21 protein-coding genes, 1 pseudogene and 2 CRISPR repeat arrays are annotated in these 26,848 nt (G+C 55.6%); of the genes and pseudogenes, 14 read left to right on the top strand and 8 right to left on the bottom strand.

Going from position 1 to position 26,848, the window contains the following annotated elements:
• Positions 1-136 precede the first annotated feature (136 nt).
• From ACQG0T_RS07505 to ACQG0T_RS07495, 3 genes are all read left to right on the top strand, one after another.
• Positions 137-1,257, top strand: a protein-coding gene (locus tag ACQG0T_RS07505; RefSeq protein WP_096147877.1) for an IS3-like element ISSen4 family transposase whose coding sequence is annotated in 2 segments (ribosomal slippage) — positions 137-395 and positions 395-1,257 — 1,122 coding nt in all. Because the reading frame shifts where the segments join, the coding sequence is not laid out codon by codon here.
• Between the two features lie 74 nt (positions 1,258-1,331).
• A CRISPR array of direct repeats spans positions 1,332-2,862; the repeat unit is 28 nt; unit sequence TTTCTAAGCTGCCTGTACGGCAGTACAC.
• A 238-nt stretch (positions 2,863-3,100) separates the two neighbouring features.
• On the top strand, positions 3,101-3,544 hold the full coding sequence (gene parS / locus ACQG0T_RS07500) for a type II RES/Xre toxin-antitoxin system antitoxin (protein WP_023296216.1): 444 nt from the start codon (positions 3,101-3,103) through the stop codon (positions 3,542-3,544).
• Positions 3,541-4,014 (top strand): RES family NAD+ phosphorylase, encoded by a 474-nt coding sequence (locus tag ACQG0T_RS07495; protein ID WP_252051936.1) that lies wholly within the window; start codon positions 3,541-3,543, stop codon positions 4,012-4,014. The genes parS and ACQG0T_RS07495 overlap by 4 nt, the downstream gene beginning before the upstream one ends.
• A 22-nt stretch (positions 4,015-4,036) precedes the next feature.
• On the opposite strand, the gene cas6f is transcribed toward ACQG0T_RS07495, so the two are convergent.
• From cas6f to clpS, 5 genes and pseudogenes are all read right to left on the bottom strand, one after another.
• Positions 4,037-4,579, bottom strand: a complete 543-nt coding sequence (cas6f, locus tag ACQG0T_RS07490) for a type I-F CRISPR-associated endoribonuclease Cas6/Csy4 (RefSeq protein ID WP_416347460.1) — start codon at positions 4,577-4,579, stop codon at positions 4,037-4,039.
• Positions 4,473-4,955: pseudogene (cas1f, locus tag ACQG0T_RS07485) on the bottom strand (type I-F CRISPR-associated endonuclease Cas1f); the annotation flags it as partial. The gene cas6f and the pseudogene cas1f, both read right to left, overlap by 107 nt.
• A 323-nt stretch (positions 4,956-5,278) precedes the next feature.
• Positions 5,279-5,966: a CRISPR direct-repeat array (repeat unit 28 nt; unit sequence TTTCTAAGCTGCCTGTACGGCAGTGAAC).
• Positions 5,967-6,143: 177 nt separating this feature from the next.
• Positions 6,144-6,584, bottom strand: coding sequence for a hypothetical protein (locus ACQG0T_RS07480; RefSeq protein ID WP_015570982.1), 441 nt, complete (start codon positions 6,582-6,584; stop codon positions 6,144-6,146).
• 412 nt (positions 6,585-6,996) lie between these two features.
• Positions 6,997-9,276: an ATP-dependent Clp protease ATP-binding subunit ClpA gene (gene clpA / locus ACQG0T_RS07475; RefSeq protein ID WP_006809407.1), complete on the bottom strand. Its 2,280-nt coding sequence runs from the start codon at positions 9,274-9,276 to the stop codon at positions 6,997-6,999.
• A 27-nt stretch (positions 9,277-9,303) separates the two neighbouring features.
• Positions 9,304-9,624 carry an ATP-dependent Clp protease adapter ClpS gene (gene clpS / locus ACQG0T_RS07470; protein WP_006174393.1) on the bottom strand — a complete coding sequence of 107 codons (321 nt, stop codon included), beginning with the start codon at positions 9,622-9,624 and terminating at the stop codon, positions 9,304-9,306.
• Between the two features lie 267 nt (positions 9,625-9,891).
• Between clpS and cspD the strand changes: the two genes are divergently transcribed.
• Entirely contained in the window at positions 9,892-10,113 is a 222-nt protein-coding gene (gene cspD / locus ACQG0T_RS07465) for a cold shock-like protein CspD (RefSeq protein ID WP_006809408.1), read from the top strand.
• Positions 10,114-10,194: 81 nt separating this feature from the next.
• Here the strand turns inward: cspD and macB are convergent, their stop codons facing one another.
• On the bottom strand, positions 10,195-12,135 hold the full coding sequence (macB, locus tag ACQG0T_RS07460) for a macrolide ABC transporter ATP-binding protein/permease MacB (RefSeq protein ID WP_015570984.1): 1,941 nt from the start codon (positions 12,133-12,135) through the stop codon (positions 10,195-10,197).
• Positions 12,132-13,247, bottom strand: coding sequence for a macrolide transporter subunit MacA (gene macA, locus ACQG0T_RS07455; protein WP_017384842.1), 1,116 nt, complete (start codon positions 13,245-13,247; stop codon positions 12,132-12,134). The genes macB and macA overlap by 4 nt, the downstream gene beginning before the upstream one ends.
• A 159-nt stretch (positions 13,248-13,406) precedes the next feature.
• Between macA and ACQG0T_RS07450 the strand changes: the two genes are divergently transcribed.
• A complete protein-coding gene (locus ACQG0T_RS07450) occupies positions 13,407-14,363 on the top strand; it encodes a VirK/YbjX family protein (protein ID WP_032671228.1) in 957 nt (318 codons plus the stop codon).
• On the opposite strand, the gene ACQG0T_RS07445 is transcribed toward ACQG0T_RS07450, so the two are convergent.
• Positions 14,360-16,018, bottom strand: a complete 1,659-nt coding sequence (locus ACQG0T_RS07445) for an ATP-dependent endonuclease (RefSeq protein ID WP_017693708.1) — start codon at positions 16,016-16,018, stop codon at positions 14,360-14,362. The two genes, ACQG0T_RS07450 and ACQG0T_RS07445, sit on opposite strands and share 4 nt — an antisense overlap.
• Positions 16,019-16,309: 291 nt before the next feature.
• Between ACQG0T_RS07445 and aqpZ the strand changes: the two genes are divergently transcribed.
• The 9 genes from aqpZ to ACQG0T_RS07400 all read left to right on the top strand — a co-directional run bounded on the left by aqpZ (position 16,310) and on the right by ACQG0T_RS07400 (position 26,766).
• A complete protein-coding gene (gene aqpZ, locus ACQG0T_RS07440) occupies positions 16,310-17,005 on the top strand; it encodes an aquaporin Z (RefSeq protein ID WP_026080729.1) in 696 nt (231 codons plus the stop codon).
• Between the two features lie 176 nt (positions 17,006-17,181).
• Positions 17,182-18,081: a lysine exporter LysO family protein gene (locus ACQG0T_RS07435; RefSeq protein WP_015570988.1), complete on the top strand. Its 900-nt coding sequence runs from the start codon at positions 17,182-17,184 to the stop codon at positions 18,079-18,081.
• A gap of 144 nt (positions 18,082-18,225) precedes the next feature.
• Positions 18,226-19,878, top strand: a complete 1,653-nt coding sequence (gene hcp, locus ACQG0T_RS07430; protein WP_017384847.1) for a hydroxylamine reductase — start codon at positions 18,226-18,228, stop codon at positions 19,876-19,878.
• Between the two features lie 10 nt (positions 19,879-19,888).
• Positions 19,889-20,857, top strand: a complete 969-nt coding sequence (gene hcr / locus ACQG0T_RS07425) for an NADH oxidoreductase (RefSeq protein WP_017384848.1) — start codon at positions 19,889-19,891, stop codon at positions 20,855-20,857.
• 129 nt (positions 20,858-20,986) lie between these two features.
• On the top strand, positions 20,987-21,124 hold the full coding sequence (locus ACQG0T_RS07420) for a hypothetical protein (protein WP_154294646.1): 138 nt from the start codon (positions 20,987-20,989) through the stop codon (positions 21,122-21,124).
• 330 nt (positions 21,125-21,454) lie between these two features.
• Positions 21,455-23,173 (top strand): ubiquinone-dependent pyruvate dehydrogenase, encoded by a 1,719-nt coding sequence (gene poxB, locus ACQG0T_RS07415; RefSeq protein ID WP_017693711.1) that lies wholly within the window; start codon positions 21,455-21,457, stop codon positions 23,171-23,173.
• Positions 23,174-23,211: 38 nt separating this feature from the next.
• Entirely contained in the window at positions 23,212-24,213 is a 1,002-nt protein-coding gene (ltaE, locus tag ACQG0T_RS07410; RefSeq protein WP_023296208.1) for a low-specificity L-threonine aldolase, read from the top strand.
• 10 nt (positions 24,214-24,223) lie between these two features.
• A complete protein-coding gene (locus ACQG0T_RS07405; protein ID WP_023303382.1) occupies positions 24,224-25,660 on the top strand; it encodes an SDR family oxidoreductase in 1,437 nt (478 codons plus the stop codon).
• A gap of 92 nt (positions 25,661-25,752) precedes the next feature.
• Positions 25,753-26,766: an NAD-dependent epimerase/dehydratase family protein gene (locus ACQG0T_RS07400; RefSeq protein ID WP_017384852.1), complete on the top strand. Its 1,014-nt coding sequence runs from the start codon at positions 25,753-25,755 to the stop codon at positions 26,764-26,766.
• Positions 26,767-26,848: the final 82 nt, after the last annotated feature.

The raw sequence follows: 26,848 nt of genomic DNA, 5'->3' as shown, positions 1-26,848 counted from the left end.
TGTTAGTACAGTCGATTATTTGAACGATTGGTTGGGTTTTGTTTCGGGTTTTGTGTTGGTTGTACTGACCTGCTCCCCGTTGATTAGTACACCCCGATGTTAGTAATGTCTTCATAAGCCACATGAGGACATCCCCATGAAGAAGCGTTTTTCCGACGAACAGATCATCAGTATTCTCCGCGAAGCCGAAGCTGGGGTACCCGCCCGTGAACTCTGCCGCAAGCATGCCATTTCCGATGCCACGTTTTACATCTGGCGTAAGAAGTATGGCGGTATGGAGGTGCCTGAAGTTAAGCGCCTGAAGTCGCTTGAGGAAGAGAACGCCAGACTCAAGAAGCTGCTTGCCGAAGCCATGCTGGATAAAGAGGCGCTTCAGGTGGCTCTTGGGCGAAAGTACTGACGACAGACCAGAAGCGGGAAGCCGTGATGTTGATGTGTGATGCGACCGGTCTGTCGCAACGTCGTGCCTGCAGGCTTACAGGTTTATCCCTGTCGACCTGCCGCTATGAGGCTCACCGTCCGGCTGCTGATGCGCATTTATCAGGGCGCATCACTGAGCTGGCACTGGAGCGCAGGCGTTTTGGCTACCGTCGTATTTGGCAGTTGCTGCGCCGTGAAGGGCTTCATGTTAATCATAAGCGCGTGTACCGGCTTTATCACCTCAGTGGCCTGGGCGTAAAACGCAGAAGACGTCGTAAAGGGCTGGCAACAGAACGTCTGCCGCTGCTCCGTCCGGCGGCGCCCAATCTGACCTGGTCGATGGATTTCGTCATGGACGCACTTTCCACCGGTCGCAGGATCAAGTGTCTTACCTGCGTCGATGATTTCACAAAGGAATGCCTGACGGTCACTGTTGCCTTTGGGATTTCAGGCGTTCAGGTCACGCGTATTCTGGACAGCATTGCACTGTTTCGAGGCTATCCGGCGACGATAAGAACTGACCAGGGGCCGGAGTTCACTTGCCGTGCACTGGATCAATGGGCCTTTGAGCATGGTGTTGAGTTGCGCTTAATCCAGCCGGGCAAGCCAACGCAGAACGGATTTATTGAGAGCTTTAACGGACGATTTCGCGATGAATGTTTGAATGAGCACTGGTTCAGCGATATCGTTCATGCCAGGAAAATTATTAATGACTGGCGGCAGGATTATAACGAATGCCGCCCGCACTCCACGCTGAATTATCAGACACCGTCTGAATTTGCAGCGGGCTGGAGAAAGGGTCATTCTGAGAATGAAGATTCCGACGTTACTAACTGAGTGTTGTATCTAATCGTGGGGGCAGGTCAGTACGGTGGTGCACACAATAAATCACACAGCCTTACACTCGATGATTTCTAAGCTGCCTGTACGGCAGTGCACTAAAGCCGTCAACGTTTTGGTAATCCACGGAATTTCTAAGCTACCTGTACGGCAGTGCACGAAACCACTTACACCGTGCCAGGCTGGTGCCATTTCTAAGCTGCCTGTGCGGCAGTGCACCTGGCACTTCACCCGAGCCTACGCCAATGCATTTTCTAAGCTGCCTGTACGGCAGTGAACTATTAAGCGCGACGGAGCATGACCCGGCGAACTTTCTAAGCTGCCTGTACGGCAGTGAACGTGCCGTCATCCAAAAAGCACTTCCCGAATATTTTCTAAGCTGCCTGTACGGCAGTGAACCGTGCGGGTGATCATTTTTGCTGACTGCTGAATTTCTAAGCTGCCTGTACGGCAGTACACAGCAACACCGATAATTCTGCAATTACCATTGATTTTCTAAGCTGCCTGTACGGCAGTACACTTCATACGATCCGCTTTCCCACTGGCTCTTCACTTTCTAAGCTGCCTGTACGGCAGTACACGCTGAGATTATGGCGGCAGCGGATCACATAGGTTTCTAAGCTGCCTGTACGGCAGTACACCAGCAATCAACTCAAGGTGCCAACTTCTCACCTTTCTAAGCTGCCTGTACGGCAGTACACTGTGAGTCTCTGCTGCCTGTACTTCATGAGACTTTCTAAGCTGCCTGTACGGCAGTACACGACTACACGTTCGACGACGAGAACGACTCTTTTTTCTAAGCTGCCTGTACGGCAGTACACGTAACCGAGCCCTATGCTGGCAGCAACAATCATTTCTAAGCTGCCTGTACGGCAGTACACTATCACAGGTGTTAGCTGCCACCGCCGAGGCGTTTCTAAGCTGCCTGTACGGCAGTACACATCGACGTCTTTGCAATGAGCAACCTGCTGATTTTCTAAGCTGCCTGTACGGCAGTACACATCAAAGAGCGCTTGGGCCGCTCGCCGGGCAATTTCTAAGCTGCCTGTACGGCAGTACACTGACGCGCGCGATGTACTTCAGCCATGCCTGATTTCTAAGCTGCCTGTACGGCAGTACACCGTAAAAACCTTCAACTACACCGCGCACCTGTTTTCTAAGCTGCCTGTACGGCAGTACACCCTCGCTGACCTGCCTGACTTCCTGCGTCTGGTTTCTAAGCTGCCTGTACGGCAGTACACACCGTCCGCGTGATTGAGTTCGCAATAGTGGCTTTCTAAGCTGCCTGTACGGCAGTACACCGCCTCAGCTTCAGCGACCCGCCAACGGGCGGTTTCTAAGCTGCCTGTACGGCAGTACACCGCCAGGAGTGACGCCTTAACCTCTGGCGTCATTTCTAAGCTGCCTGTACGGCAGTACACGCTGGGGAATTGGTAGATAGCTGGATTCACCATTTCTAAGCTGCCTGTACGGCAGTACACGTATATGTCGGACCGCGACGGCTCGGTTCGTCTTTTCTAAGCTGCCTGTACGGCAGTACACTCGCAAAAAGCCAGATAACACGGCTTGTTGACTTTCTAAGCTGCCTGTACGGCAGTACACTGAAATAATACCTCTCCACCATCATGATTTTCATACAAAAAAAGCTAAAATCCCTGCTCAAACCCTTTTTTGCGCTCCAGGATATTTAACCGAAAAATCAATACATTACATTCTGGGCAAAAATTAGGGTCAACTCCCATCCTTCTTTTACCCCACCCTGAACAAAAAACACCCGTTCCATAACCCCTGACAAATGGCTATACTTACTCATGACAAATGACATCATCCAGGAGGTATCATGAGAACATGGGTTCCTGCGCAAAGGCCGGCTGATAACACGCTGTGGCGCTACGCCGGTTTACCTGCAAGTAGAGGCATGCGGTTGATTGAATATCTCAATCAAGGATTACCCGTCAGCGTCCTCGACAATATTCACGAGTGGACGGACATGTCGAAAGCGGAGATTTTACGCGTTACGGGAATCAACGAGCGTAACGTTGCCCGCCGCAAAAGTACGGGCCGGACGCTGACGCCCGACGAGAGCGAACGTGTGGCGCGTTTCGTTCGGGTACTGGATGCGGCTGTCGATTATTTCGGCAGTAAAGAAGAGGCATGGAACTGGCTGCAGTTACCGGTACGTGGGCTTGGCAATGTTGCACCTGTCGATCTGATTGCCACGGAAACCGGTGCGCTGGAAGTTACCGATTTGATTGGTCGACTGGAGCACGGAGTGTTCGCATGATTTTTTATCGTCTGGTGACAGGACGTTTTGCCAGCGAAGCATGGAGTGGAAGTGGTGCAAACCAGTATGGCGGACGCTGGAATCATAAAGGCCATCCTGCCGTGTATGTCTCCACCTCCATCTCGCTGGCTTCACTGGAAATTCTGGTGCATGTCAGAAAAGACACCGTGCTGAACCAGTACCAGCTTTTCAGCATTAATATCCCGGATGATCAGATTGATTACCTGGATAAAGCGTGGCTGCCCGAGGACTGGCAGGAAAATCCGGCGCCCGTATCAACGATGGATCTGGGTACCGGTTGGTTGCAGGCTAACAGCGCTCTCGCACTCATCTTACCCTCCTGCATCATTCCCTATGAAAACAACGCCATACTTAATCCATTGCATCCGGCATTCCACAAAGCACTCAATTCTGTTGAATTAATGCCTTTTAATTTTGATACCCGTCTCGCAGAAAAAACCGCACCCTGAAAGCTGATGCGGCTGTGATTTATCAGAACCAGGGAACTGTCGCTGTCGCGCTGAGTCCGTAGGTTGAAAACATGCCAACCACCGGTGCGGAAAGCAACTCACCATGACGGATAAAAAGCCTGAAAGACTGGCCCGTCGAGAGGCTACGTAAATTGAGCCAGGGTAAATCGGTCCTCGCTTCCTCCATTGTGCGTATCCTTTGCTGCGCCTCTTCTTCGGTTATCCAACCTTTTTTTACCGAACGACGCATAAGCCGCGGCGCGCTGCTTTTCACCAGGACACGGGATACGCATCGCCAGTGATATACCTCTGGCACGGCTTTAATTGCCGAGCACAGACAGTAATCGCTCAGACCTTTTCGCCATGCCAGCGATTCGAGTTCGCTTAACGCCTGGTGTTCGCCGTGCAGGCGTAACACCGCGCCGGGCTTAATACCGTGCGCAGGGAAGCTAACGCCAATATCCCCTTTCGCGCTGCATCCGCAACCCTGACCACTGTTTTTCAATTTGTTGTAATCGAATAAACTGAAAGTGTTTTGCCGCCTGCAAGCGCTTTTCTTCGTCAAACCAGAAGGAGACCCAGTTCTGTAAATATCCCGTCGAGCGATATTCACTCTGCGGGCATAGCCAGGAGACATCAATATCCACTTCATTCGCGGAATAAAGTGGCGTGCCATCCGTGCCACAAAAACCGACCATTACTCCCGCTCGCGCGAACTCCCGCATCGCCATTTGCGTAACGGATGTTCCCATTCCCAACATTACCGCCGTCGTATTAGCGATGGGAATATTCCAGTAAAAAGACTCTTTACCTTCCTGAGTGACATATTCAACGCGTCCACCATTTACCTGAATACGACATTTCTCCAGGTAATAGATATTGGCACGTTTTGAATGAAGAATGGTTTTTAAGTCGGATGGGGTAATGCTGTTCGCTGGCATAGCAAGTGCTTTTTATTTCAATGTGTTGAATGCGGGGTATGTTAGCGGAGATAAGATGAAGACAAATGTGACGCGTATCAAATGAATAATAATTATCGGAGTGTCGAGATAAAAAATCTCTGACATATTTAATGTATTATTTTTATGAATAATATATGTGAGGGAATATGGTTGTCGGATGAATGAGTATTGAGTTTATTAAAAATACAACGAGGATTGTGGTGATGATTGTGGATTTTAAAATAGTTGGAGTGAATGTTTGGGGAGTATGCAGCCTGTACGGCGGTGAACGTGCTCAGTAACTAACATCCAGCAAGACAAATTTTCTAAGCTGCCTGTACGGCAGTGAACGCCAGCGGGCATGGAACATGTTAAGCGTTCGTTTTCTAAGCTGCCTGTACGGCAGTGAACATGCCGGTTTCGGTCAGGTTGCCGTGGCCAACTATCTAAGCTGCCTGCACGGCAGTGAACATCGCGTATCCAGCCAGGCGAGTATGGTTTTCTTTCTAAGCTGCCTGCACGGCAGTGAACAAATTCATCAGTCAGAGCTGCTACGTTTTCGATTTCTAAGCTGCCTGCACGGCAGTGAACAATTCATCAGTCAGAGCTGCTACATTTTCGATTTTCTAAGCTGCCTGCACGGCAGTGAACGGGAGAAAAGAGAGGCTGCCTGGTAACGACGATTTCTAAGCTGCCTGCACGGCAGTGAACCCGATACGGACCTGACGCAGCTTCATGCCCTTTTTCTAAGCTGCCTGCACGGCAGTGAACCCAGCTCACAAAGCGCCAGGAAAAGTTAAAACTTTCTAAGCTGCCTGTACGGCAGTGAACTCCCACGCCAGCAGTTGAACGATGAATCCAGTTTTCTAAGCTGCCTGTACGGCAGTGAACCAGTTCTCGCATGGCGTTCTGGAGCTTTTGCATTTCTAAGCTGCCTGTACGGCAGTGAACCATTGGCCAGCGCCTGTAATATCTCGGCATAATTTCTAAGCTGCCTGTACGGCAGTGAACTGGAAGAAATCTTCGCCATCTTATTGTTCGAAAAGAAAATAATCAACATATCTACCTCAAACCCTTTTTTCTGCGGCCTTTATTCGCACAATAAAAATCAATAACTTAAAGAACTACTCGAAAAAAGGGTTTCGCCATACCGCGCCGGAGTCCCTTCCCCGACGCACGAGACTAAACTTAATTAATGATATGAACTACAGGCTTTCCACATTCAGGTGCAGCCACATCTGCCGCCATCGAATGTGTAATGTCATGCAGCAATCCTGTCAGATGGGGCAGCATCTCGCGGTCAAAATGCGACACCAGCAGCACGTGGTTTAATGCCCGGCAGTAATCGCATTTGGTTTCGGTATCCTCCAGAAGCCACTCTTTTTCCTTCAGCCGTTCCGTCTCGTCGTCAAATTCAACCACCCGGAAATCACTCATTGATTCTGCGAGTTCGGTTTTGACTACGTCCAGATAAGCACCGAGACAACGGCAAACGGGCTGCGTTTGCGGGAGCGAATTACAGTCCAGCAGGATTTCCGTGAGCAGATTACAGCGCTCGACGAGGGTTGGGAGATCGGGATTGAGAGAAAGTTCGCTATAGAACTGGGAGAAATTGATTTCTGTATTCATTGGGTAATTCCTTCACACACATGAATTTACCACCGCAGGAAACGCCAGATTCGCTGGCGGCGGACGAAAAGGAATTGGCGTACCAGTGTGTGCACCTGGCGCTTCAAAAGAAGCTTCCGATTCGCCCGCCAGATGCAGAATTATACCCTTTTCCTTAGGGCGAACGAAGCCTACAGCAATACTGCTGGTCACACACTTTCAGGACGCCAATCCCGACACCTGATTTTGCAGGTGCGCCGCCATTTTATGCCTGTGAATTTATCCAGCAATAAGCCTCGAAAGAAACTGGAAAGCGCCTCGCAAAATTTCGTTGCGGTCTGATGCCCTCACCCTGACCCTCTCCCACAGGGAGAGGGAGAAAAGCGGACACAAAAAAGCCGGGTTAAAAACCCGGCTTTTACACTAAAGAAAATCAGTGAGCCGCTTCCGGCTTGTGCTTCGCCGCACTCTGGAAATCGTACGTCAGTTCGTTCTTCGCCTGATCCAGCCCCACCGTTACCTGGCCGCCGTCCACCAGCGAGCCAAACAGCAGCTCGTTTGCCAGCGGTTTCTTCAGGTTGTCCTGAATCACGCGCGCCATCGGACGGGCGCCCATCGCACGGTCGTAGCCTTTCTCAGCCAGCCAGTTGCGGGCCTCCTGGCTCACTTCCAGCGACACGCCTTTCTGATCCAGCTGAACCTGCAACTCGACGATGAACTTGTCCACCACCTGATGAATCACCTCGGTAGACAGATGATCGAACCAGATAATGTTGTCCAGACGGTTACGGAACTCCGGCGTGAAGATCTTCTTGATCTCTTCCATCGCATCGGTGCTGTTATCCTGGTGGATCAGGCCGATGGATTTACGCTCGGTTTCCCGCACGCCCGCGTTGGTGGTCATCACCAGCACCACGTTGCGGAAATCGGCCTTGCGCCCGTTGTTATCGGTCAGCGTCCCGTTGTCCATCACCTGCAACAGGATGTTGAACACGTCCGGATGCGCTTTCTCGATTTCATCGAGCAGCAGTACCGCGTGCGGATGCTTGATAACCGCGTCCGTAAGCAGGCCGCCCTGGTCAAAGCCCACGTATCCCGGAGGCGCACCAATCAAACGGCTGACGGTGTGACGCTCCATATACTCGGACATATCAAAGCGCAGCAGTTCAATGCCCAGCGCTTTGGAAAGCTGAACCGTCACCTCGGTTTTACCCACCCCGGTCGGGCCGGCGAACAGGAAGGAACCAACCGGCTTGTGGTCATGCCCCAGGCCAGCACGGGCCATCTTGATCGCTTCGGTTAAGGCCTCAATGGCTTTATCCTGACCAAAGACCAGCATTTTCAGGCGATTGCCGAGGGTGCGCAGCGTATCACGGTCGCTCTGAGAAACGCTCTTCTCAGGAATACGCGCGATGCGGGCCACCACGGACTCGATATCCGCCACGTTCACAGTTTTCTTACGCTTGCTGGCTGGCATCAGGCGTGCACGCGCACCCGCCTCATCAATCACGTCGATCGCTTTATCCGGCAGATGACGATCGTTGATGTATTTCACCGCCAGTTCCACCGCCGCACGGACCGCTTTCGCGGTGTAACGCACGTCGTGGTGTGCTTCGTACTTGGTTTTCAGGCCGTTGATGATCTGCACCGTTTCGTCAACCGACGGCTCGGTAACGTCGATTTTCTGGAAACGACGCGCCAGCGCACGATCCTTTTCAAAGATGTTGCTGAACTCCTGGTACGTCGTGGAGCCCATCACGCGGATCTTGCCGCTGGAGAGCAGCGGTTTGATCAGGTTAGCGGCATCCACCTGGCCACCGGAGGCCGCACCTGCGCCGATGATGGTGTGGATCTCATCGATAAACAGGATGCTGTTGGTGTCCTGCTCCAGCTGTTTTAACAGCGCTTTGAAACGTTTTTCGAAATCACCGCGGTATTTGGTGCCCGCCAGCAGCGAGCCAATATCCAGCGAGTAGATGGTGCAGTCGGCAATCACTTCCGGCACGTCGCCCTGCACAATGCGCCAGGCCAGCCCTTCGGCAATCGCGGTTTTACCCACGCCAGATTCCCCCACCAGCAGCGGGTTGTTCTTACGGCGACGGCACAGCACCTGGATGGCACGCTCCAGCTCTTTGTCGCGGCCAATCAGCGGGTCGATACCGCCAACGCGAGCAAGCTGGTTAAGGTTGGTGGTGAAGTTTTCCATACGATCCTCCCCGCCTGCTTGCTCTTCATTGCTGTTGATCTGTCCGCTGGGATCCGATGCCTGGTTAGGCTCGTCTTTTCGCGTTCCGTGAGAGATGAAGTTGACCACGTCGAGCCGGCTGACTTCGTGTTTACGCAGCAGGTAGGCCGCCTGGGACTCCTGCTCGCTGAAGATGGCGACCAGGACATTGGCGCCAGTCACTTCGCTACGTCCGGAAGACTGGACGTGGAAAACCGCGCGCTGCAACACGCGCTGGAAGCTGAGCGTCGGCTGCGTGTCGCGCTCTTCTTCACTGGCTGGCAGCACCGGTGTAGTTTGTTCGATGAAGGCTTCGAGTTCCTGACGTAGCGCCACCAGATCCACGGAGCAGGCTTCCAGCGCTTCGCGGGCAGATGGGTTGCTAAGCAGTGCGAGCAGCAGGTGCTCGACGGTCATAAACTCATGTCGGTGCTCACGCGCTCTGGCGAAAGCCATGTTTAAACTGAGTTCCAGTTCTTGATTGAGCATAGGCACCTCCCCCAATTTTATGCCTTATCAGGCCTTTTCCAGCGTACACAGCAACGGATGCTCGTTCTCCCTTGCATAGTCGTTCACCATCGCTACTTTGGTTTCCGCAACCTCGGCAGTAAAGATGCCGCAGATCGCTTTGCCACGATAATGAACGGTAAGCATCAGTTGCGTTGCACGTTCAACATCATAAGAAAAGAACTTTTGTAGCACGTCAATAACAAATTCCATCGGCGTGTAATCATCGTTCATTAACATAACTTTATACATAGATGGCGGTTTTAGCGCGTCGCGCACTTTATCTTCCGCCAGCTGGTCAAAATCCAGCCAATCGTTGGTCTTACCCATTATGCATAACCACTTTGAATCTACCTCAGATGTTAGATAACAATCATCTATTACTGTCATCCGCGATGTCTGTCACAAACTGTTGCAATAGCGTTAACTGCCTCAAATTTTGGTTGATTATTGTCCCAACTCCAGCGCCAAACGCTTGACGGCTTCTTCCGTTTCTCTAAATTGTACAAGCGTGAGTTGGCGAGGTTTTGAACAGCCCCCACTCCACCACCGGTTCATTCCATCTTAATTTATAAGATTTACGAAGGATGTCGAAGCATGGAAATGGGTACTGTTAAGTGGTTCAACAACGCCAAGGGGTTTGGCTTCATTTGCCCCGAAGGCGGCGGCGAGGATATCTTCGCTCACTATTCCACCATTCAGATGGATGGTTACAGGACGCTCAAAGCCGGGCAGTCCGTCCGGTTCGATGTACACCAGGGGCCAAAAGGCAATCACGCCAGTCTTATCGTGCCCGTTGAAGCAGAAACGGTTGCATAGCTCTCTGATTCATTGTGTACACCCCGCAGGCAAAATGCCAGCCCGATCGGCTGGCATTTTTATTTTCGGGTTATTCCCGCGTTATTCCCGCGCCAGCGCATCCACCGGATCCAGCCGCGCCGCGTTTCGTGCCGGCAGCCAGCCAAACAAAATGCCGGTAAAGGTGGAGCACAAAAACGCGGTGAGGATCGCCATCGGTGAGAAGCCAATCTCCCACCCCGGTAAAAAGAGCTGGAGCGCAAAGGCGATCATCATCGAAAGGGCAATGCCCATCGCGCCGCCCACCAGACACACCAGCACCGCTTCAATCAAAAATTGCTGGAGCACATCGCTGGCTCTGGCCCCGACCGCCATGCGAATGCCGATCTCTCTCGTACGTTCGGTCACCGACACCAGCATAATGTTCATCACCCCTATCCCGCCGACGACCAGCGAAATCACCGCCACCAGCGTCAGGAACAGCTGAAGAGTACGTGTGGTCTTTTCGGCCGTTTTCAAGAGGCCGTCCATGTTCCAGGTGAAGAAATCCTTTTTCCCGTGGCGCAACGTTAACAGCCGCTCGAGCTGCTGTTCCGCCAGCGCGCTGTCGTAGCCCTCTTTCACTCGCACGGTAATGGAGTTGAGCCAGGACTGTCCCATAATGCGCCCGGAAATGGTGCTGTACGGCAGCCAGACGCGCAGGATCTTGCTGCTGCCAAACATGGACTGTTTCTCTTCCGCCACACCAATCACCGTGGCGGGCATGTTACCCACCAGGATCACTTCCCCCACCACACGGGTTTTATTGGGGAAAAGCTGTCTGCGCGAGTTAGCGTCTAACACCACCACCTGCGCCCTGCCCGCCAGCTGTTCCGCGTTGAAGGTCGCCCCTTCGCTGAAGGTCATGCCGTAGACGTTGAAGTAATCTCCGCTGACGCCGTTAGCGCTGGCCGCCACGTCGATGTTGCCGTAGCGCAGACGCAGGTTTTGCGACACGGCAGGCGTGGCGGAGTTCACCCACGGCTGCTTCTGAATAGCCGCCAGATCGTCGTATTTCAGCGCCTGCTGATACTGCGGCTCGTCGTCGCCAAAATCTTTGCCGGGGTAAACGTCGATGGTGTTAGTCCCGATGGCGCGAATATCCGCCAGCACCAGCTGTTTCGCCGCATCGCCCACCACCACAATCGACACCACCGAGGCAATACCGATAATGATGCCGAGCATGGTCAGCAGGGTGCGCATTTTGTTGGCCGCCATCGCCAGCCAGGCCATGGTCAGCGCTTCACGAAAGCCGCTGGAGAACTGTCCCCAGCCGGTGGACGCAGGTAAGGCTTCTTTCGGCGCCGCCGCTCTGGACTGACGTGGCGGCGGGTTGCTGACCAGCTCGCCGTCGTGGATCTCAATGATGCGTTCCGCCTGCGCTGCCACCTGCGGATCGTGGGTGACAATAATCACCGTATGCCCCTGATCGCGCAGCTGATGCAGGATCGCCATCACCTCTTCACCGGAATGGCTGTCGAGCGCACCGGTTGGCTCATCAGCGAGGATCACCTGTCCGCCGTTCATCAGCGCGCGGGCAATACTCACGCGCTGCTGCTGACCGCCTGAAAGCTGCGAAGGCTGATAATCAACACGCTCCGCCAGCCCAAGACGCGTTAACAGCGCCTTCGCGCGTTCAAGGCGTTTTTTGCGCTCGACGCCCGCATACACCGCCGGCACCTCCACATTCTGCGCCGCGCTCAGGTGTGAAAGCAGATGGTAACGCTGAAAAATAAAGCCAAAATGCTCGCGACGCAGCTTCGCCAGCGCGTCGCCGTCCAGGGTGGAAACATCCGTCCCGGCCACGCGATAAGTGCCGCTGGTGGGCTTATCCAGACAGCCAAGAATGTTCATCAGCGTTGATTTACCCGAGCCCGACGCCCCGACAATCGCCACCATTTCACCGGCTTCAACGCGCAGGGAGATGCCCTTCAGCACCTCCACCGGCCCGTCGCCGGACGGATAGCTGCGACGAATGTCATTCAGCTCAAGCAGCGCCGTCATTGCGCGGCTCCGGGCAGGGTTTCGCTGGTGACCACTTCCTCACCCTCTTCCAGCCCTTTTACCACCACCACATCGGTGTCGTTACGCGCGCCAATCACCACTTCCCGCTCGCGGGTTTCGCCGTTGCGCAGCACTTTCACCTTGTAGCGATTGTCCCCGGCGGATTCACCCAGCGCGGAGAGCGGAACCGTCAGCACGTTTTTCACGCCGGTCAGCTGGATATGCACCTGGGCGGTCATGTCCAGACGCAGCACGCCCTGCGGGTTTGGCACCTCGAAACGCGCATAGTAGAAGATGGCGTCGTTAACCTTCTCCGGCGTCGGCAGGATATCTTTCAGCACCCCTTCATAGCGGGTTTGCGGATCGCCCAGCACCGTAAACCAGGCTTTCTGCCCCGGCTTAAGGTGAATGACGTCCGCTTCGGATACCTGGGCTTTCACCAGCATGGTGCTCATATCCGCCAGGGTCAGGATGTTCGGCGCCTGCTGCGCGGCGATGACCGTCTGGCCTTGCAGGGTGGTTATCTGCGTCACTTCCCCGGCCATTGGCGCAACGATTTGCGTGTAATCGAGGTTGGTTTTCGCCGTATCCAGCGAGGCCTGATTCCGTTTGATTTGCGCATCGATGGTGCCAATCTGCGCCTGCTTCACCGCCAGCTCCGTGGCGGCTGTGTCCAGATCCTGTTTCGAGATAGCCTGCGTTTTCGCCAGCGCCTGCTGGCGCGTCAGGGTGACCTGAGCGAGATTACGCTCCGCCTGAGCCTGCGCGCGCTGCGCGCGCAGCTCCATCAGCGTCGCTTCCACTTCGCGGATTTGGTTTTGCGCCTGCTCAGGATCGATCACGCCCAGCAGCTGGCCTTTTTTAACCTTATCGCCAATCTCAACTGACAGGGTTTTAAGCTGACCGCTGACCTGCGCGCCCACGTCAACCTTACGCAGGGCATCCAGTTTCCCCGTCGCCAGCACGTTTTGTTGCAGCTCGCCCGGACGAACAATCAGCGTTTGATACTGTGGTACCGGCGCGTTCAGTACCTTCCATAACCAGAATCCGCCCGCTAACACCACTACCGCCAGCAGCAGAAACAGCTTTCTGCGTTTTCCCTTCAGGTTCATAAATATTCCAAATAATTGTTCTGGCTATCATCACCGTTGATTTTATCTAAACCACTCCTCAACGAAACCCCCGATCCCCGTAATCGTCGGGAATTGTTTACCCGATGTTGATAAAGCGCCTGCTGAAATAGCGATATTCCACCAGAAGCAGGATCTAACATGTCTTCCATCGTCGATACACCTTATTCAACGCTGCCCCAGCCTAAATCGGGCTGGCAACTGTTTAAAAGCCTGGCATCGGGTTCCCTCACGCCGGGGCTGGCGTGGCAAAATCCGGCCTATCGACGTAAGTTTATGTTGCGCTCGCTGGCAACGCCGTTCACCACTGCGCGCCTGCTCGGAAACCTTGCAAAACAGCCCCGTCTGATGCAGATCCTGCGCGTGCAGCCCGGCCTGCCGTGCCGCCTGCACCGGCCGTGGCTGACCGTCAATATGGGCCGTCAGAGTACGCTGGACGCATTGAACGATCACTATGAGATGATGAGCCGCCATCTTCCGGCGTCGCTGCTGAACGGTTACCTCTCCAGCCAGGGCATTATGCTGGTGACGTTAACGGGCAAAGAGGAGCAGCAGTTTAGCGTTCGCCTGAGCGCGGATGCGTTTCTGGACAAAGAAGGGGAAGCGACCCTCACTTTTTGCGACCACCAGAACACGGTGCTGGCCGAGCTGACCTTTACGCTGTGCACATACCAGGGCAAGCCAACGCTCTTCATCGGCGGAATGCAGGGGGCGAAAGCGCATGTCCCGCACGAGCACATTCAGCTGGCGACCAAAGCCTGTCACGGACTGTTCCCAAAACGTCTGCTGGTTGAAGCGGTCATGACGCTGGCAGGCGCCTTCCCGGTCGAGCAGATCCTCGCGGTGAGTAACGCCACCCACATCTACCGCAGCTGGCGCTATCGCAAGAAAAAAGAGGGAAAATTGCTGGCTGACTATGACAGCTTCTGGCGCTCCCTTGGCGGACAGCAGCAGGATAACGGCAACTTTGCCCTGCCACTGACCATGCCACGCAAACCGATGGAAGAAATTGCGAGTAAAAAACGGTCCGAATACCGCCGCCGCTATGCCCTGCTTGATAGCCTGATCCAACAGGTTTCGCAGGCGACTGCCCGTTAATCGGCCCTCCCGCGAGCCAGCCAGAGGACGCGGGAGAACATTTTACGCAGCAGCGTGGGCACCGACTCCACGCCTCGCCTGCCCGCTTCCGTCGCAACTTCAATGGCCAAATCCGGTTTTGACGACCGATGGATAGCTTTGGCAATCACCCGGCGCATATTCATGGGCACATCTACCGGGATCATCGCCACACGGTGAAAGACGTCGTCAAATCCCTGGCGGTACATAAAGTGCTCCATGTCCATCGCAGGCAGCGCGGTCAGATGTTCCCGCTCCTCTTCACGATCGTTATTGAGCAGGCTGCGCACGGTCGCCGCATATTTTTTACCCGCCTCATCGCCATCCACCAGTACGTGCCACTCTATCCCCATCCGGCGCGCAAATTTGATCAGCGGTTTTAAGCCAGACTGAGCAAATTCGATCACTTTGATCCCTTCGGCGTCAAAGTGGTGTCCGCACTGGCGAGCCAGCTCGTTTATCACCCAGGTTTCCGTTTCCCCTTCCACCAGCAACCAGCAGCGGGCAAACAGGGAAGAGGCACGGTTAAAACGGATATGAAACGCAATTCGTCGGCCATCTTCGGCATTTAACCCGCCGGGCCCGAGCCGGTAAGCGGTGACCCGCGACGATTCACGCACCAGGCGGCAGACATACTCCACCGGCGTCAGAGAGAGCAGCTCTCCGGAATTCGTGGTGGTGACTCGCTGCAACGGCAGCAAATTAAGAAGATGCCACGCCACGGAAAGCATAATCGGGTGCAGCCGCGTTTCCGGATCTTCCACCAGCAGCAGCGGGCGCGCGTCCCGATCCAGGCGCACCGTCCCTTTCGCCTGTAAAAGCGTGGAGAATAATCCCAGCAGGATCACCCGATGCGTGCGCCCGCCGGGGCGGTCGATCATGCGGTTGATAATATCGAGATAGCGCCAGCTTCGTTGTTCATCGTGCGAGCGGCGACGCATCAGACGGTGGCGCGCCTGCCCCGTTCCCTGCTCGGAGAAATAGTGCTCCAGCAGTTGCACCATGGCAGACAGTCCCTGACGGATCTGGCCGTCGGTGAGGTTCTGCGGCCGTGAGACCAGTTCACGGGCGAGGAAATCCAGTTCGCGGGCGGTCACCTCCACCTCGGGCATATTCGGCACGGTGCCGTTACGGATCCGCCGCATAAAGCGCGCGTCTCGTAAGCGCAGCACGGGGGAGAGGCGGATAAGATGGCGGGCAAGCTCGTCAATATTATCGAGCGGGATCGGATTTCCCTTCTCATCAAGAAATTCACGCAGGGTTAACACCCCGTCGTTTTGCGCCATTTCGCCCTCAAGGCGATAGAAAATACGCTGGAAACCATCTTCACAGGGCACCCAGCAGGGCGACATAGGGCGAAAACGACGCACGCGATGGCGACCGGGCTCGGATTCGCGGAAGGTCAGAATGATATGCAGGTGTTTCTCGCGTCCGTTGACATCCCCTGGCGGAAACCAGAAGTCATCATGAACGAAGTGGTACAAGTTCTCTTCGGGCGAAAGCAGCAGCGTCAGGGCATCCAGCAGGCTGGATTTACCCCAGGCATTTTCGCCTATCAGGACGTTGTTCTGTTCCAGTTGCAGCGACAGGCGGTTAATCCCGCGAAACCCGACAATCTCCACACGTTCGAGTAGCATACATCCCCCGCAATTCGGCCACTTTTTCCTTCAAGTTATCAGCAGTATAGCGGCAGGCTGTGGGTCACGACAGCAGAATATACGCCCCCTTAATTATTGGGCTATGCTCTTATTACCTCCGATCTGAACAAGGATTGACATCACATTGCCTTAAATCAAATTTAGTGAATTTATTTGAGTGGCGAAGGGATGTTGATGGTTTCAAAATACTGGCTCTTTGAGTCGTCATCCCTTTATGGCGATATAACCCGCGCGCAGGAATGGGCGCGGACGTTTATTATTGAGGTGGTTATGTTCAGAAAATTAGCGGCAGAATGCTTTGGTACATTCTGGCTGGTGTTTGGTGGCTGCGGTAGCGCAGTACTGGCAGCCGCATTTCCGGAATTAGGTATTGGCTTTGTCGGCGTCGCGCTGGCATTCGGTTTAACTGTATTAACCATGGCATTCGCCGTGGGGCATATTTCCGGCGGTCATTTCAACCCGGCCGTCACATTAGGATTATGGGCGGGCGGACGTTTCCCGGCGAAAGATATTATTGGCTATATTATTGCCCAGGTTATTGGCGGTATTATTGCCGCGGCGGTGCTGTACGTAATTGCCAGCGGAAAAGCCGGGTTTGACGCCGCGGCCAGCGGATTTGCGTCGAACGGCTTCGGCGAACACTCTCCAGGCGGCTACTCGATGCTGTCTGCCATCGTGATTGAAATTGTGCTCACCGCAGGCTTCCTGTTGGTGATCCACGGCGCAACGGACAAATACGCGCCTGCGGGCTTTGCCCCCATCGCTATTGGTCTGGCGTTGACGCTGATCCACCTCATCTCCATTCCGGTGACCAACACCTCCGTTAACCCGGCGCGCAGCACCGCGGTGGCTATTTTCCAGGGCGGCTGGGCGCTTGAACAGCTGTGGCTGTTCTGGGTGATGCCTATTATCGGCGGTATTCTGGGCGGCGTGCTGTATCGCACCCTGCTGGAAAAACGCGATTAATTAAGTGCGGTCTGTAATGTCGGGTGGCGCTAAAGCTTACCCGACCTACGTTAGTGTGCACTTTGTAGGCCGGGTAAGGCGCAGCCGCCACCCGGCTTTTTTTGTAGCTTTACCTCACAGCCTTTATTGGGTAGTGTCTCTGGCGCTTAACTGATACTCAAAAGGACCGGCTGTTCATGTTCTCAGGACTCCTCATCATTCTTCTGCCCCTGATTGTGGGCTACCTTATTCCGCTGCGTCATGAATCGGCCTTAAAGCTTATTAATCGTTTTCTCAGCTGGATTGTTTACGTCATTCTGTTCTTTATGGGGATCAGCCTGGCCTTCCTGGATAATCTGGCGACGAACTTGCTTTCCATCCTGCATTATTCTGCGGTTACGGTAGTGGTTATTCTGCTGTGCAATATTGCTGCGCTGTTCTGGCTGGAACGCACTATTCCCTGGAAAAATCACCACCATCAGGAAAAGCTTCCCTCCCGTATTGCGATGGCGCTGGAATCATTAAAACTATGCGGCGTGGTGGTTCTCGGTTTTTTACTGGGGCTGACCGGCTGGGCATTTTTACAGCACGCAACGGAAGCCAGCGAATATACGCTTATTTTCCTGCTCTTCCTGATTGGTATTCAGCTGCGAAATAATGGCATGACGCTGAAACAGATTGTCCTTAACCGCCGGGGCATGATGGTTGCCGTTATCGTTGTGGCCAGCTCACTGGCGGGGGGAGTGATTAACGCCTTTATTCTCGATCTGCCGCTGAAAACCAGCCTGGCGATGGCGTCCGGTTTCGGCTGGTATTCGCTCTCCGGTATTCTGCTGACCGAATCGTTTGGTCCGGTGATTGGCAGCGCCGCCTTCTTTAACGATCTGGCGCGCGAGCTGATAGCCATCATGCTGATCCCCGGCCTGGTACGCCGCAGCCGCTCTACCGCGCTGGGCCTGTGCGGGGCCACCTCAATGGACTTTACCCTGCCGGTGTTACAGCGCTCGGGAGGACTGGAGATGGTTCCTGCCGCCATCGTACACGGCTTTATTCTGAGCCTGCTGGTCCCCATTCTGATGGCGTTCTTCTCAGCCTGATACTGCTTTGGCGGTAGTGAACCTGCCGCCAAAATTGCGCTAAATCAATAACCCTCCACTTAGTATAAGAAAGCACTTTTCTCTGCTGTGGCACAGGCATAACCTTAAACATGTATCTCAAATATAACTTTAACAGGTGTGATTATGTTTTGTGTGCAATGTGAACAAACCATCCGTACCCCGGCAGGCAACGGCTGCTCTTACGCGCAGGGTATGTGCGGCAAAACCGCAGAAACGTCCGATCTCCAGGATCTGCTGATTGCGGCGCTGCAAGGCTTGTCCGCCTGGGCTTTCAAAGCCCGTGAATATGGCATTGTTGATCACTATGTCGACAGCTTTGCGCCGCGCGCATTTTTCTCCACGCTGACCAACGTTAACTTCGATTCTCCACGCATTGTGGGCTATGCCCGCGAAGCTATTGCCCTGCGTGAAGCCCTGAAAGCGCAGTGCCTGAATGCCGACGCCAGCGCCCGCGTGGACAACCCGATGGCGGAGCTACAGCTGGTGAGCGACGACCTGGGCGAGCTACAGCGTCAGGCCGCAGAATTTACTCCCAATAAAGACAAAGCGGCGATTGGCGAAAACATCCTCGGCCTGCGCCTGCTGTGCCTGTACGGTCTGAAAGGTGCTGCGGCCTATATGGAACACGCGCACGTACTCGGCCAGTACGACAACGCTATTTACGCCCAGTACCACAAAATCATGGCCTGGCTGGGCACCTGGCCTTCCGATATGAACGCCCTGCTGGAATGCTCGATGGAAATCGGCCAGATGAACTTCAAAGTGATGAGCATTCTGGATGCCGGTGAAACCAGCACCTACGGCCACCCAACGCCAACGCAGGTCAACGTCAAAGCGACCGAAGGCAAATGCATCCTGATCTCCGGTCATGACCTGAAAGATCTCTACAACCTGCTGAAGCAGACCGAAGGCACCGGCGTTAACGTTTATACCCACGGCGAAATGCTGCCCGCGCACGGCTACCCGGAGCTGCGTAAATTTAAGCATCTGATCGGTAACTACGGCAGCGGCTGGCAGAACCAGCAGGTGGAGTTTGCCCGCTTCCCTGGCCCAATCGTCATGACCTCTAACTGCATCATCGACCCGACCGTCGGCGCGTATGACGACCGTATCTGGACCCGCAGCATCGTCGGCTGGCCGGGCGTGAGCCACCTTGAAGGCGACGATTTCGGTCCGGTTATCGCTCAGGCGCAGCAGATGGCAGGCTTCCCGTACAGCGAAATTCCGCACCTCATCACCGTCGGTTTTGGTCGTGAAACCCTGCTGGGTGCGGCGGATTCCCTGATTGACCTCGTCAGCCGTGAAAAACTGCGTCACATCTTCCTGATCGGCGGCTGTGACGGCGCGCGCGGGGAACGTAACTACTTCACCGATTTCGCCACCCGCGTACCGGAAGACTGTCTGATCCTGACCCTGGCCTGCGGTAAGTACCGTTTCAACAAGCTGGACTTCGGCAACATCGAAGGTCTGCCGCGCCTGGTGGATGCGGGTCAGTGTAACGATGCATATTCAGCCATCATTCTGGCGGTCACGTTGGCAGAGAAACTGGGCTGCGGCGTGAACGATCTGCCGCTGTCGCTGGTGCTCTCCTGGTTCGAGCAGAAAGCGATCGTTATCCTGTTGACCCTGCTCTCTCTCGGCGTGACCAACATCGTCACCGGGCCGACCGCGCCAGGCTTCCTGACGCCGGACCTGCTGGCCATCCTGAACGAGAAATTTGGTCTACGTTCTGTGACCAACGTTGAAGATGATATGAAGCAACTGCTGAGCGCGTAAGGAGTAACTCATGACCATGCCAACCTCACAATGTCCGTGGCGGATGCAGGTTCATCACATCCATCAGGAGACGCCGGATGTGTGGACGCTGTCGCTGCTGTGCCATGACTATTATCCGTACCGCGCGGGCCAGTATGCGCTGGTGAGCGTGCGTAATTCGGCGGATACTCTGCGCGCCTACACGATCTCCTCCACGCCGGGCGTGAGCGAGTACATTACGCTCACCGTTCGTCGTATTGATGACGGCGCAGGATCCGAGTGGCTGACCCGGGACGTGAAGCGCGGGGATTACATCTGGCTGTCTGATGCGCAGGGCGAGTTTACCTGTGACGACAAGACAGAAGATAAATTCCTGCTGCTGGCGGCGGGCTGTGGCGTGACGCCGATTATGTCGATGCGTCGCTGGCTGGCGAAATACCGACCTCAGGCCGACGTGCAGGTGATTTTCAGCGTTCGTTCCCCGGAAGATGTGATTTTTGCCGAAGAATGGCGCAACTATCCGGTGACGCTGGTGGCTGAGCACAACGCGACGCACGGTTTTGTCGCGGGGCGCCTGAGCCGCGAGCTGCTGCAAAGCGTGCCGGATATTGCGAACCGCATCGTGATGACCTGCGGCCCGGCGCCGTACATGGAGATCGTGGAGAAAGAAGTGAAAGCGCTCGGCGTGACCCGCTTCTTCAAAGAGCAGTTCTTCACGCCTGTAGCGGAAGCGGCGACCAGCGGGATGAAGTTCACGAAGCTGCAACCGGCGCAGACCTTCTTTGGCCGCGTGGGCACCACGCTGCTTGAAGCGCTGGAAAGCAACAACGTACCGGTGGCGGCGGCCTGTCGCGCCGGGGTGTGCGGATGTTGCAAGACCAAAGTGGTTTCCGGTGAGTACACGGTCACCAGCACCATGACGCTGACCGACGCAGAAATCGCAGAAGGCTATGTGCTGGCATGTTCGTGCCATCCGCAAGGCGATCTTGTGCTCGCATAATCTTTCGCGGTTCACCTGTAGGCCCGGTAAGCATCAACGCCACCGGGCTTTTTGCCCATGCAGGCCAGCGCATTTGCCTTTGGAACCCTGTAGGCCCGGTAAGCGTCAGCGCCACCGGGCTTTTTGCCCATGCAGGCCAGCGCATTTGCCTTTGGAACCTCTGTAGGCCCGGTAAGCGTCAGCGCCACCGGGCTTTTTGCCGGGTGGCACTACGTTTACCCGGCCTACATTGTGCCTACGGCCTGTACGGCAGTGAACCGTGGCTAAAGGCATGAGCAAATCAGGCAAGATTTCTAAGCTGCCTGCCCGGCAGTGAACTGAAGCAATCTACATCTATCCCTTTGTCTGATAAACCAATACCTCAAAAACTCCCTCCAACCCCTTTTTTATTCCCCTTCAGCCTAACCATATAAAATCAACAACTTATGCACCATCAGGAAAAAAGGGTCTGCAAACCCGCTTCCTCCCGCCCCAACCTCAGCCCGCTGGCGGCGCGTCGCGCAGAAAAACCACCTGTACTTAAGGAATACTGAGCAGGCAATACAGCGACTTTCTTCTAAGCTTGTAAGCGATATCACAAAAAGGAGACGGACAACCATGAAACAAACTGTGGCTGCATACATAGCGAAAACCCTTGAGCAGGCTGGCGTAAAGCGTATCTGGGGCGTCACTGGCGATTCTCTGAACGGACTCAGCGATAGCCTTAACAAGATGAAAACTATTGAGTGGATGCCCACCCGCCATGAAGAAGTCGCCGCCTTTGCCGCCGGTGCCGAAGCGCAGCTTACGGGTGAACTCGCCGTCTGTGCAGGTTCCTGCGGACCGGGAAACCTGCACCTCATCAACGGTCTGTTCGACTGTCACCGCAACCATGTTCCGGTGCTGGCGATTGCGGCTCACATTCCGTCATCTGAAATCGGTAGCGGCTATTTTCAGGAGACGCATCCGCAGGAGCTGTTCCGTGAATGCAGCCACTATTGCGAGCTGGTCTCATCGCCGGAGCAGATCCCACAGGTGCTGGCGATAGCCATGCGTAAGGCGATCCTGAATCGCGGGGTTTCGGTGGTTGTGCTGCCGGGGGACGTGGCGCTGAAGGCCGCACCTGAAACCGCCACCACCCACTGGTACTCTGCGCCACAGCCAACCATTACCCCTGCCGAAGAAGAGCTGAAAAAGCTGGCACAGCTGCTGCGATACTCCAGCAATATCGCCCTGATGTGCGGCAGCGGCTGCGCCGGCGCGCATAAAGAGCTGGTGGAATTTGCCGGCAAGCTGAAGGCCCCAGTGGTGCACGCCCTGCGCGGGAAAGAGCACGTTGAATACGATAACCCGTACGATGTCGGCATGACCGGGCTGATCGGTTTTTCCAGCGGCTTCCACACCATGATGAACGCCGATACGCTGATCCTGCTCGGCACCCAGTTCCCGTACCGCGCGTTCTACCCGACGGATGCCAAAATTATCCAGATCGACATTAATCCCGGCAGCATCGGCGCGCACAGCAAGGTGGATATGGCGCTTATCGGCGATATCAAATCCACTCTCGCCGCCCTGCTGCCGCTGCTGGAAGAAAAAACAGACCGCAAATTCCTCGATAAAGCCCTGAGCGACTATCGCGATGCGCGCAAGGGGCTGGACGATCTCGCCAAACCGAGCGAAAAAGCCATTCATCCACAGTATCTGGCGCAGCAGATCAGCCACTTCGCCGACGACGATGCCATCTTCACCTGCGACGTAGGAACGCCCACCGTCTGGGCCGCGCGCTATCTGAAAATGAACGGCAAACGTCGCCTGCTTGGGTCGTTCAACCATGGCTCAATGGCCAACGCCATGCCGCAGGCGCTGGGTGCAAAGGCGACGGCACCGGAACGTCAGGTGGTGGCGATGTGCGGCGACGGCGGGTTCAGTATGCTGATGGGGGATTTCCTGTCGGTGGCGCAGATGAAGCTTCCGCTCAAAATCGTGGTCTTTAACAACAGCGTTCTGGGCTTCGTGGCGATGGAGATGAAGGCCGGAGGCTACCTCACGGACGGCACCGAACTGCACGACACCAACTTCGCCCGCATCGCCGAAGCCTGCGGTATCACCGGTATTAGGGTGGAGAAAGCCTCAGAGGTGGACGACGCCCTGCAACGCGCCTTCGCCATCGACGGCCCGGTGCTGGTGGATGTGGTGGTCGCCAAAGAAGAGCTGGCGATCCCGCCTCAAATCAAGCTGGAACAGGCCAAAGGTTTTAGCCTCTACATGCTGCGCGCCATCATCAGCGGGCGCGGTGACGAAGTGATCGAACTAGCAAAAACCAACTGGCTCAGGTAAAACATTTCACAAGACCTCTTAAATTAAAGGGATGTGAAATGATTGATTTACGTAGTGATACCGTTACCCGTCCGGGCCGCGCCATGCTCGAAGAGATGATGGCCGCCCCGGTCGGGGACGACGTCTACGGCGATGACCCGACGGTCAACGAACTCCAGCGCTATGCGGCAGAGCTGAGCGGTAAAGAGGCTGCCCTGTTCCTGCCCACCGGCACGCAGGCTAACCTGGTGGCGCTGCTCAGCCACTGCGAGCGCGGCGAGGAGTATATCGTCGGCCAGGGGGCGCATAACTACCTGTACGAAGCCGGCGGTGCGGCGGTGCTTGGCAGCATCCAGCCGCAGCCGATCGATGCCGCACCCGACGGTACGCTGCCGCTGGACAAAGTCGCGGCGAAAATCAAAGCCGACGATATTCACTTCGCCCGCACTAAACTGCTGAGCCTCGAAAACACCCATAACGGTAAAGTCCTGCCGCGCGAATACCTGAAAGCGGCATGGGACTTTACCCGCGAGCGTAAGCTCGGCCTGCACGTTGACGGCGCACGTATCTTCAACGCCGTGGTGGAGTACGGCTGCGAGCTGAAAGCGATCACCCAATATTGCGACTCGTTCACCATTTGCCTCTCTAAAGGGCTGGGTACGCCGGTAGGTTCCCTGCTGGTTGGCAGCGCGGACTACATCAGGCGCGCCAACCGCTGGCGCAAAATGACCGGCGGCGGGATGCGTCAGGCGGGTATTCTGGCGGCTGCCGGACTGTACGCCCTGAAAAATAACGTGTCACGCCTGAAAGACGATCACGACAATGCGGCGTGGATGGCAGCGCAGCTGCGTGAAATCGGCGCTGATGTCATGCGTCACGACACTAACATGCTGTTTGTCCGCGTCGGCGATGAGCATGCTGCCGCGCTGGGCGACTTTATGAAAGCCCGAGGCGTGCTGATTAACGCCTCCCCGGTCGTACGGCTGGTGATGCACCTTGACGTTAACCGCGAGCAGCTGACCGAGGTGGTGGAACACTGGCAGGCATTTTTACAGCGTTAAGGAGCATACCGTGCCGCAACGTATTCTGGTGCTCGGCGCCAGCGGGTATATCGGTCAGCATCTGACCACTGCGTTAAGCCAGCAGGGGCACCAGGTGCTGGCAGCGGCACGTAACACGGAACGCCTGCAAAAGCTACATTTGCCTGGCGTGACGTGTCACAACGTTGACCTTAGCTGGCCGAAAGCGCTTCCTGCGCTGCTGGAAGGGGTCGATACGCTTTACTACCTTGTCCACAGCATGGGCGAAGGCGGCGATTTTATCGCCCACGAGCGTCAGGTGGCGATGAACGTTCGTGATGCGCTGCTGCAAACGCCGGTGAAGCAGGTGATTTTTTTAAGCTCGCTCCAGGCGCCTGAGCACGAGCAGTCAGACCATCTGCGCGCCCGACAGCTGACGGCAGAAACGCTGCGGAGCGCCCGTATCCCCGTTACCGAACTGCGGGCAGGGATCATCGTCGGCGCGGGGTCCGCCGCGTTCGAAGTGATGCGCGATATGGTCTACAACCTGCCCGTGCTGACGCCGCCGCGCTGGGTACGCTCGCGCACCACGCCCATTGCGCTGGAGAATTTACTCCACTATCTGGTGGCATTGCTGGATCACCCGGCGGAGCAGCATCGCGTGCTGGAGGCGGCAGGTCCGGAAGTGCTGAGCTATCAGGCGCAGTTCGAACATTTTATGCGGGTGAGTGGCCGCCACCGCTGGCTGATCCCCATCCCCTTCCCGACCCGCTGGATATCGGTGTGGTTTTTGAATGTGATCACCTCCGTGCCGCCGACGACCGCCAAAGCGCTTATCCAGGGGTTGAAGCACGATCTGCTGGCGGACGATCTCGCGCTGCGCGCCTTAATTCCCCAGGAACTCATCCGCTTTGACGACGCGGTGCGCAACACGCTGAAAGAGGAAGAGAAGCTGGTGAACTCCAGCGACTGGGGTTATGACGCGCAGGCGTTTGCCCGCTGGCGGCCCGAGTACGGCTATTATCCGAAACAGGCGGGCTGTACGGTAAAAACCACGGCCAGCCTGGCAGCGCTGTGGGAAGTTGTGAACCAGATCGGCGGCAAAGAGCGCTATTTCTTCGGCAATATTCTGTGGCAAACGCGCGGCGCGCTGGATCTGCTGGTCGGTCACCGGCTGGCAAAAGGCCGCCCTGCCCATCCCTGGCTGAAGGTGGGCGATACCGTCGACAGCTGGAAAGTGATTATTGTTGAGCCGGAAAAACAGCTGGCGCTGCTGTTTGGCATGAAGGCGCCGGGGCTGGGGCGGCTCTGCTTCACCCTCAAGGACAACGGCGACCATCGTGAACTGGACGTTCGGGCATGGTGGCATCCTCACGGAATGCCGGGTCTGTTTTACTGGTTGCTGATGATCCCGGCACACCTGTTTATCTTCCGCGGAATGGCGAAACGGATTGCGCAACTGGCAGAAGAAAAGCGGGAAAATAACTAAATAAAACTCTTAATCTTTCACCTTTCCCATTGCAACACATCGTAATTCACGAAAGAATGCGCACGAAATTCTTTTCAACACAGTGGATTGTTATGAAGGTACTGGTTACCGGGGCGACCAGCGGCTTAGGCCGAAATGCGGTCGAGTTTCTGCGCAACAAAGGCATCAGCGTGAGGGCCACCGGTCGCAATGAGGCGATGGGTAAGCTCCTGCAAAAAATGGGCGCTGAATTTGTCCATGCCGATCTGACGGAGCTGGTCTCCTCTCAGGCCAAGGTGATGCTCGCCGGTATCGATACGCTGTGGCACTGCTCCAGTTTTACCTCTCCGTGGGGTACCCAGGAAGCCTTTGATCTCGCCAACGTGCGCGCCACGCGTCGTCTGGGCGAATGGGCCGTCGCCTGGGGCGTGCGTAACTTTATTCATATCTCCTCCCCGTCGCTCTATTTCGACTATCACCACCATCGTGATATTCAGGAAGATTTCCGCCCGGCGCGCTTCGCCTGTGAGTTTGCCCGCAGCAAAGCGGCGGGCGAAGAGGTGATCGACCTGCTGGCCCAGTCAAACCCGCACACCCGCTTTACCGTGCTGCGTCCGCAGAGCCTGTTTGGGCCGCACGACAAAGTCTTTATCCCGCGACTGGCCCAGATGATGCACCACTACGGCAGCGTGCTGTTACCGCGCGGCGGCGATGCGCTGGTGGACATGACCTATTACGAAAATGCCGTTCACGCCATGTGGCTGGCGAGCCAGCCGGAATGCGATAAGCTGGTGTCGGGCCGCGCGTACAACATCACCAACGGCGAACCCTGTACCCTGCGCAGCATTGTGCAAAGGCTGATTGACGAGTTAAAGATCGACTGCCGGATCCGTTCCGTTCCCTACCCGATGCTGGACATGATTGCCCGCAGCATGGAGCGTTTTGGCAGTAAATCGGCGAAAGAGCCTGCACTGACGCATTACGGTGTGTCGAAGCTCAACTTTGATTTTACGCTGGATATTTCGCGGGCGGAGAACGAGCTGGGGTATAAACCGATTGTATCGCTGGATGAAGGGATAGTGCGTACGGCGGCGTGGTTACGGGATCACGGGAAGTTGCACCGGTAAGCGTTCCAGCCTCATGTAGGCCGGGTAAGCGCAGCGCCACCCGGCAAAAAACAGAGAGTGCGGACTGATGCCCTCACCCCGG

It is taken from the genome of Enterobacter cloacae complex sp. 302F9 (assembly GCF_050030335.1).
GTDB classification, from domain to species: domain Bacteria; phylum Pseudomonadota; class Gammaproteobacteria; order Enterobacterales; family Enterobacteriaceae; genus Enterobacter; species Enterobacter hormaechei_C.
This window is presented reverse-complemented; position numbering and strand designations above follow the sequence as displayed.

Coding starts and splice junctions, on each gene's coding strand:
- ACQG0T_RS07420 (WP_154294646.1), top strand. CDS start 20,987: ATGCAGGCCAGCGCATTTGCCTTTGGAACCTCTGTAGGCCCGGTAAGC.
- ACQG0T_RS07435 (WP_015570988.1), top strand. CDS start 17,182: ATGTTCTCAGGACTCCTCATCATTCTTCTGCCCCTGATTGTGGGCTAC.
- ltaE (WP_023296208.1), top strand. CDS start 23,212: ATGATTGATTTACGTAGTGATACCGTTACCCGTCCGGGCCGCGCCATG.
- macA (WP_017384842.1), bottom strand. CDS start 13,247: ATGAACCTGAAGGGAAAACGCAGAAAGCTGTTTCTGCTGCTGGCGGTA.
- clpS (WP_006174393.1), bottom strand. CDS start 9,624: ATGGGTAAGACCAACGATTGGCTGGATTTTGACCAGCTGGCGGAAGAT.
- clpA (WP_006809407.1), bottom strand. CDS start 9,276: ATGCTCAATCAAGAACTGGAACTCAGTTTAAACATGGCTTTCGCCAGA.
- ACQG0T_RS07450 (WP_032671228.1), top strand. CDS start 13,407: ATGTCTTCCATCGTCGATACACCTTATTCAACGCTGCCCCAGCCTAAA.
- ACQG0T_RS07480 (WP_015570982.1), bottom strand. CDS start 6,584: ATGAATACAGAAATCAATTTCTCCCAGTTCTATAGCGAACTTTCTCTC.
- cspD (WP_006809408.1), top strand. CDS start 9,892: ATGGAAATGGGTACTGTTAAGTGGTTCAACAACGCCAAGGGGTTTGGC.
- ACQG0T_RS07445 (WP_017693708.1), bottom strand. CDS start 16,018: ATGCTACTCGAACGTGTGGAGATTGTCGGGTTTCGCGGGATTAACCGC.
- poxB (WP_017693711.1), top strand. CDS start 21,455: ATGAAACAAACTGTGGCTGCATACATAGCGAAAACCCTTGAGCAGGCT.
- ACQG0T_RS07495 (WP_252051936.1), top strand. CDS start 3,541: ATGATTTTTTATCGTCTGGTGACAGGACGTTTTGCCAGCGAAGCATGG.
- macB (WP_015570984.1), bottom strand. CDS start 12,135: ATGACGGCGCTGCTTGAGCTGAATGACATTCGTCGCAGCTATCCGTCC.
- hcp (WP_017384847.1), top strand. CDS start 18,226: ATGTTTTGTGTGCAATGTGAACAAACCATCCGTACCCCGGCAGGCAAC.
- hcr (WP_017384848.1), top strand. CDS start 19,889: ATGACCATGCCAACCTCACAATGTCCGTGGCGGATGCAGGTTCATCAC.
- ACQG0T_RS07400 (WP_017384852.1), top strand. CDS start 25,753: ATGAAGGTACTGGTTACCGGGGCGACCAGCGGCTTAGGCCGAAATGCG.
- parS (WP_023296216.1), top strand. CDS start 3,101: ATGAGAACATGGGTTCCTGCGCAAAGGCCGGCTGATAACACGCTGTGG.
- aqpZ (WP_026080729.1), top strand. CDS start 16,310: ATGTTCAGAAAATTAGCGGCAGAATGCTTTGGTACATTCTGGCTGGTG.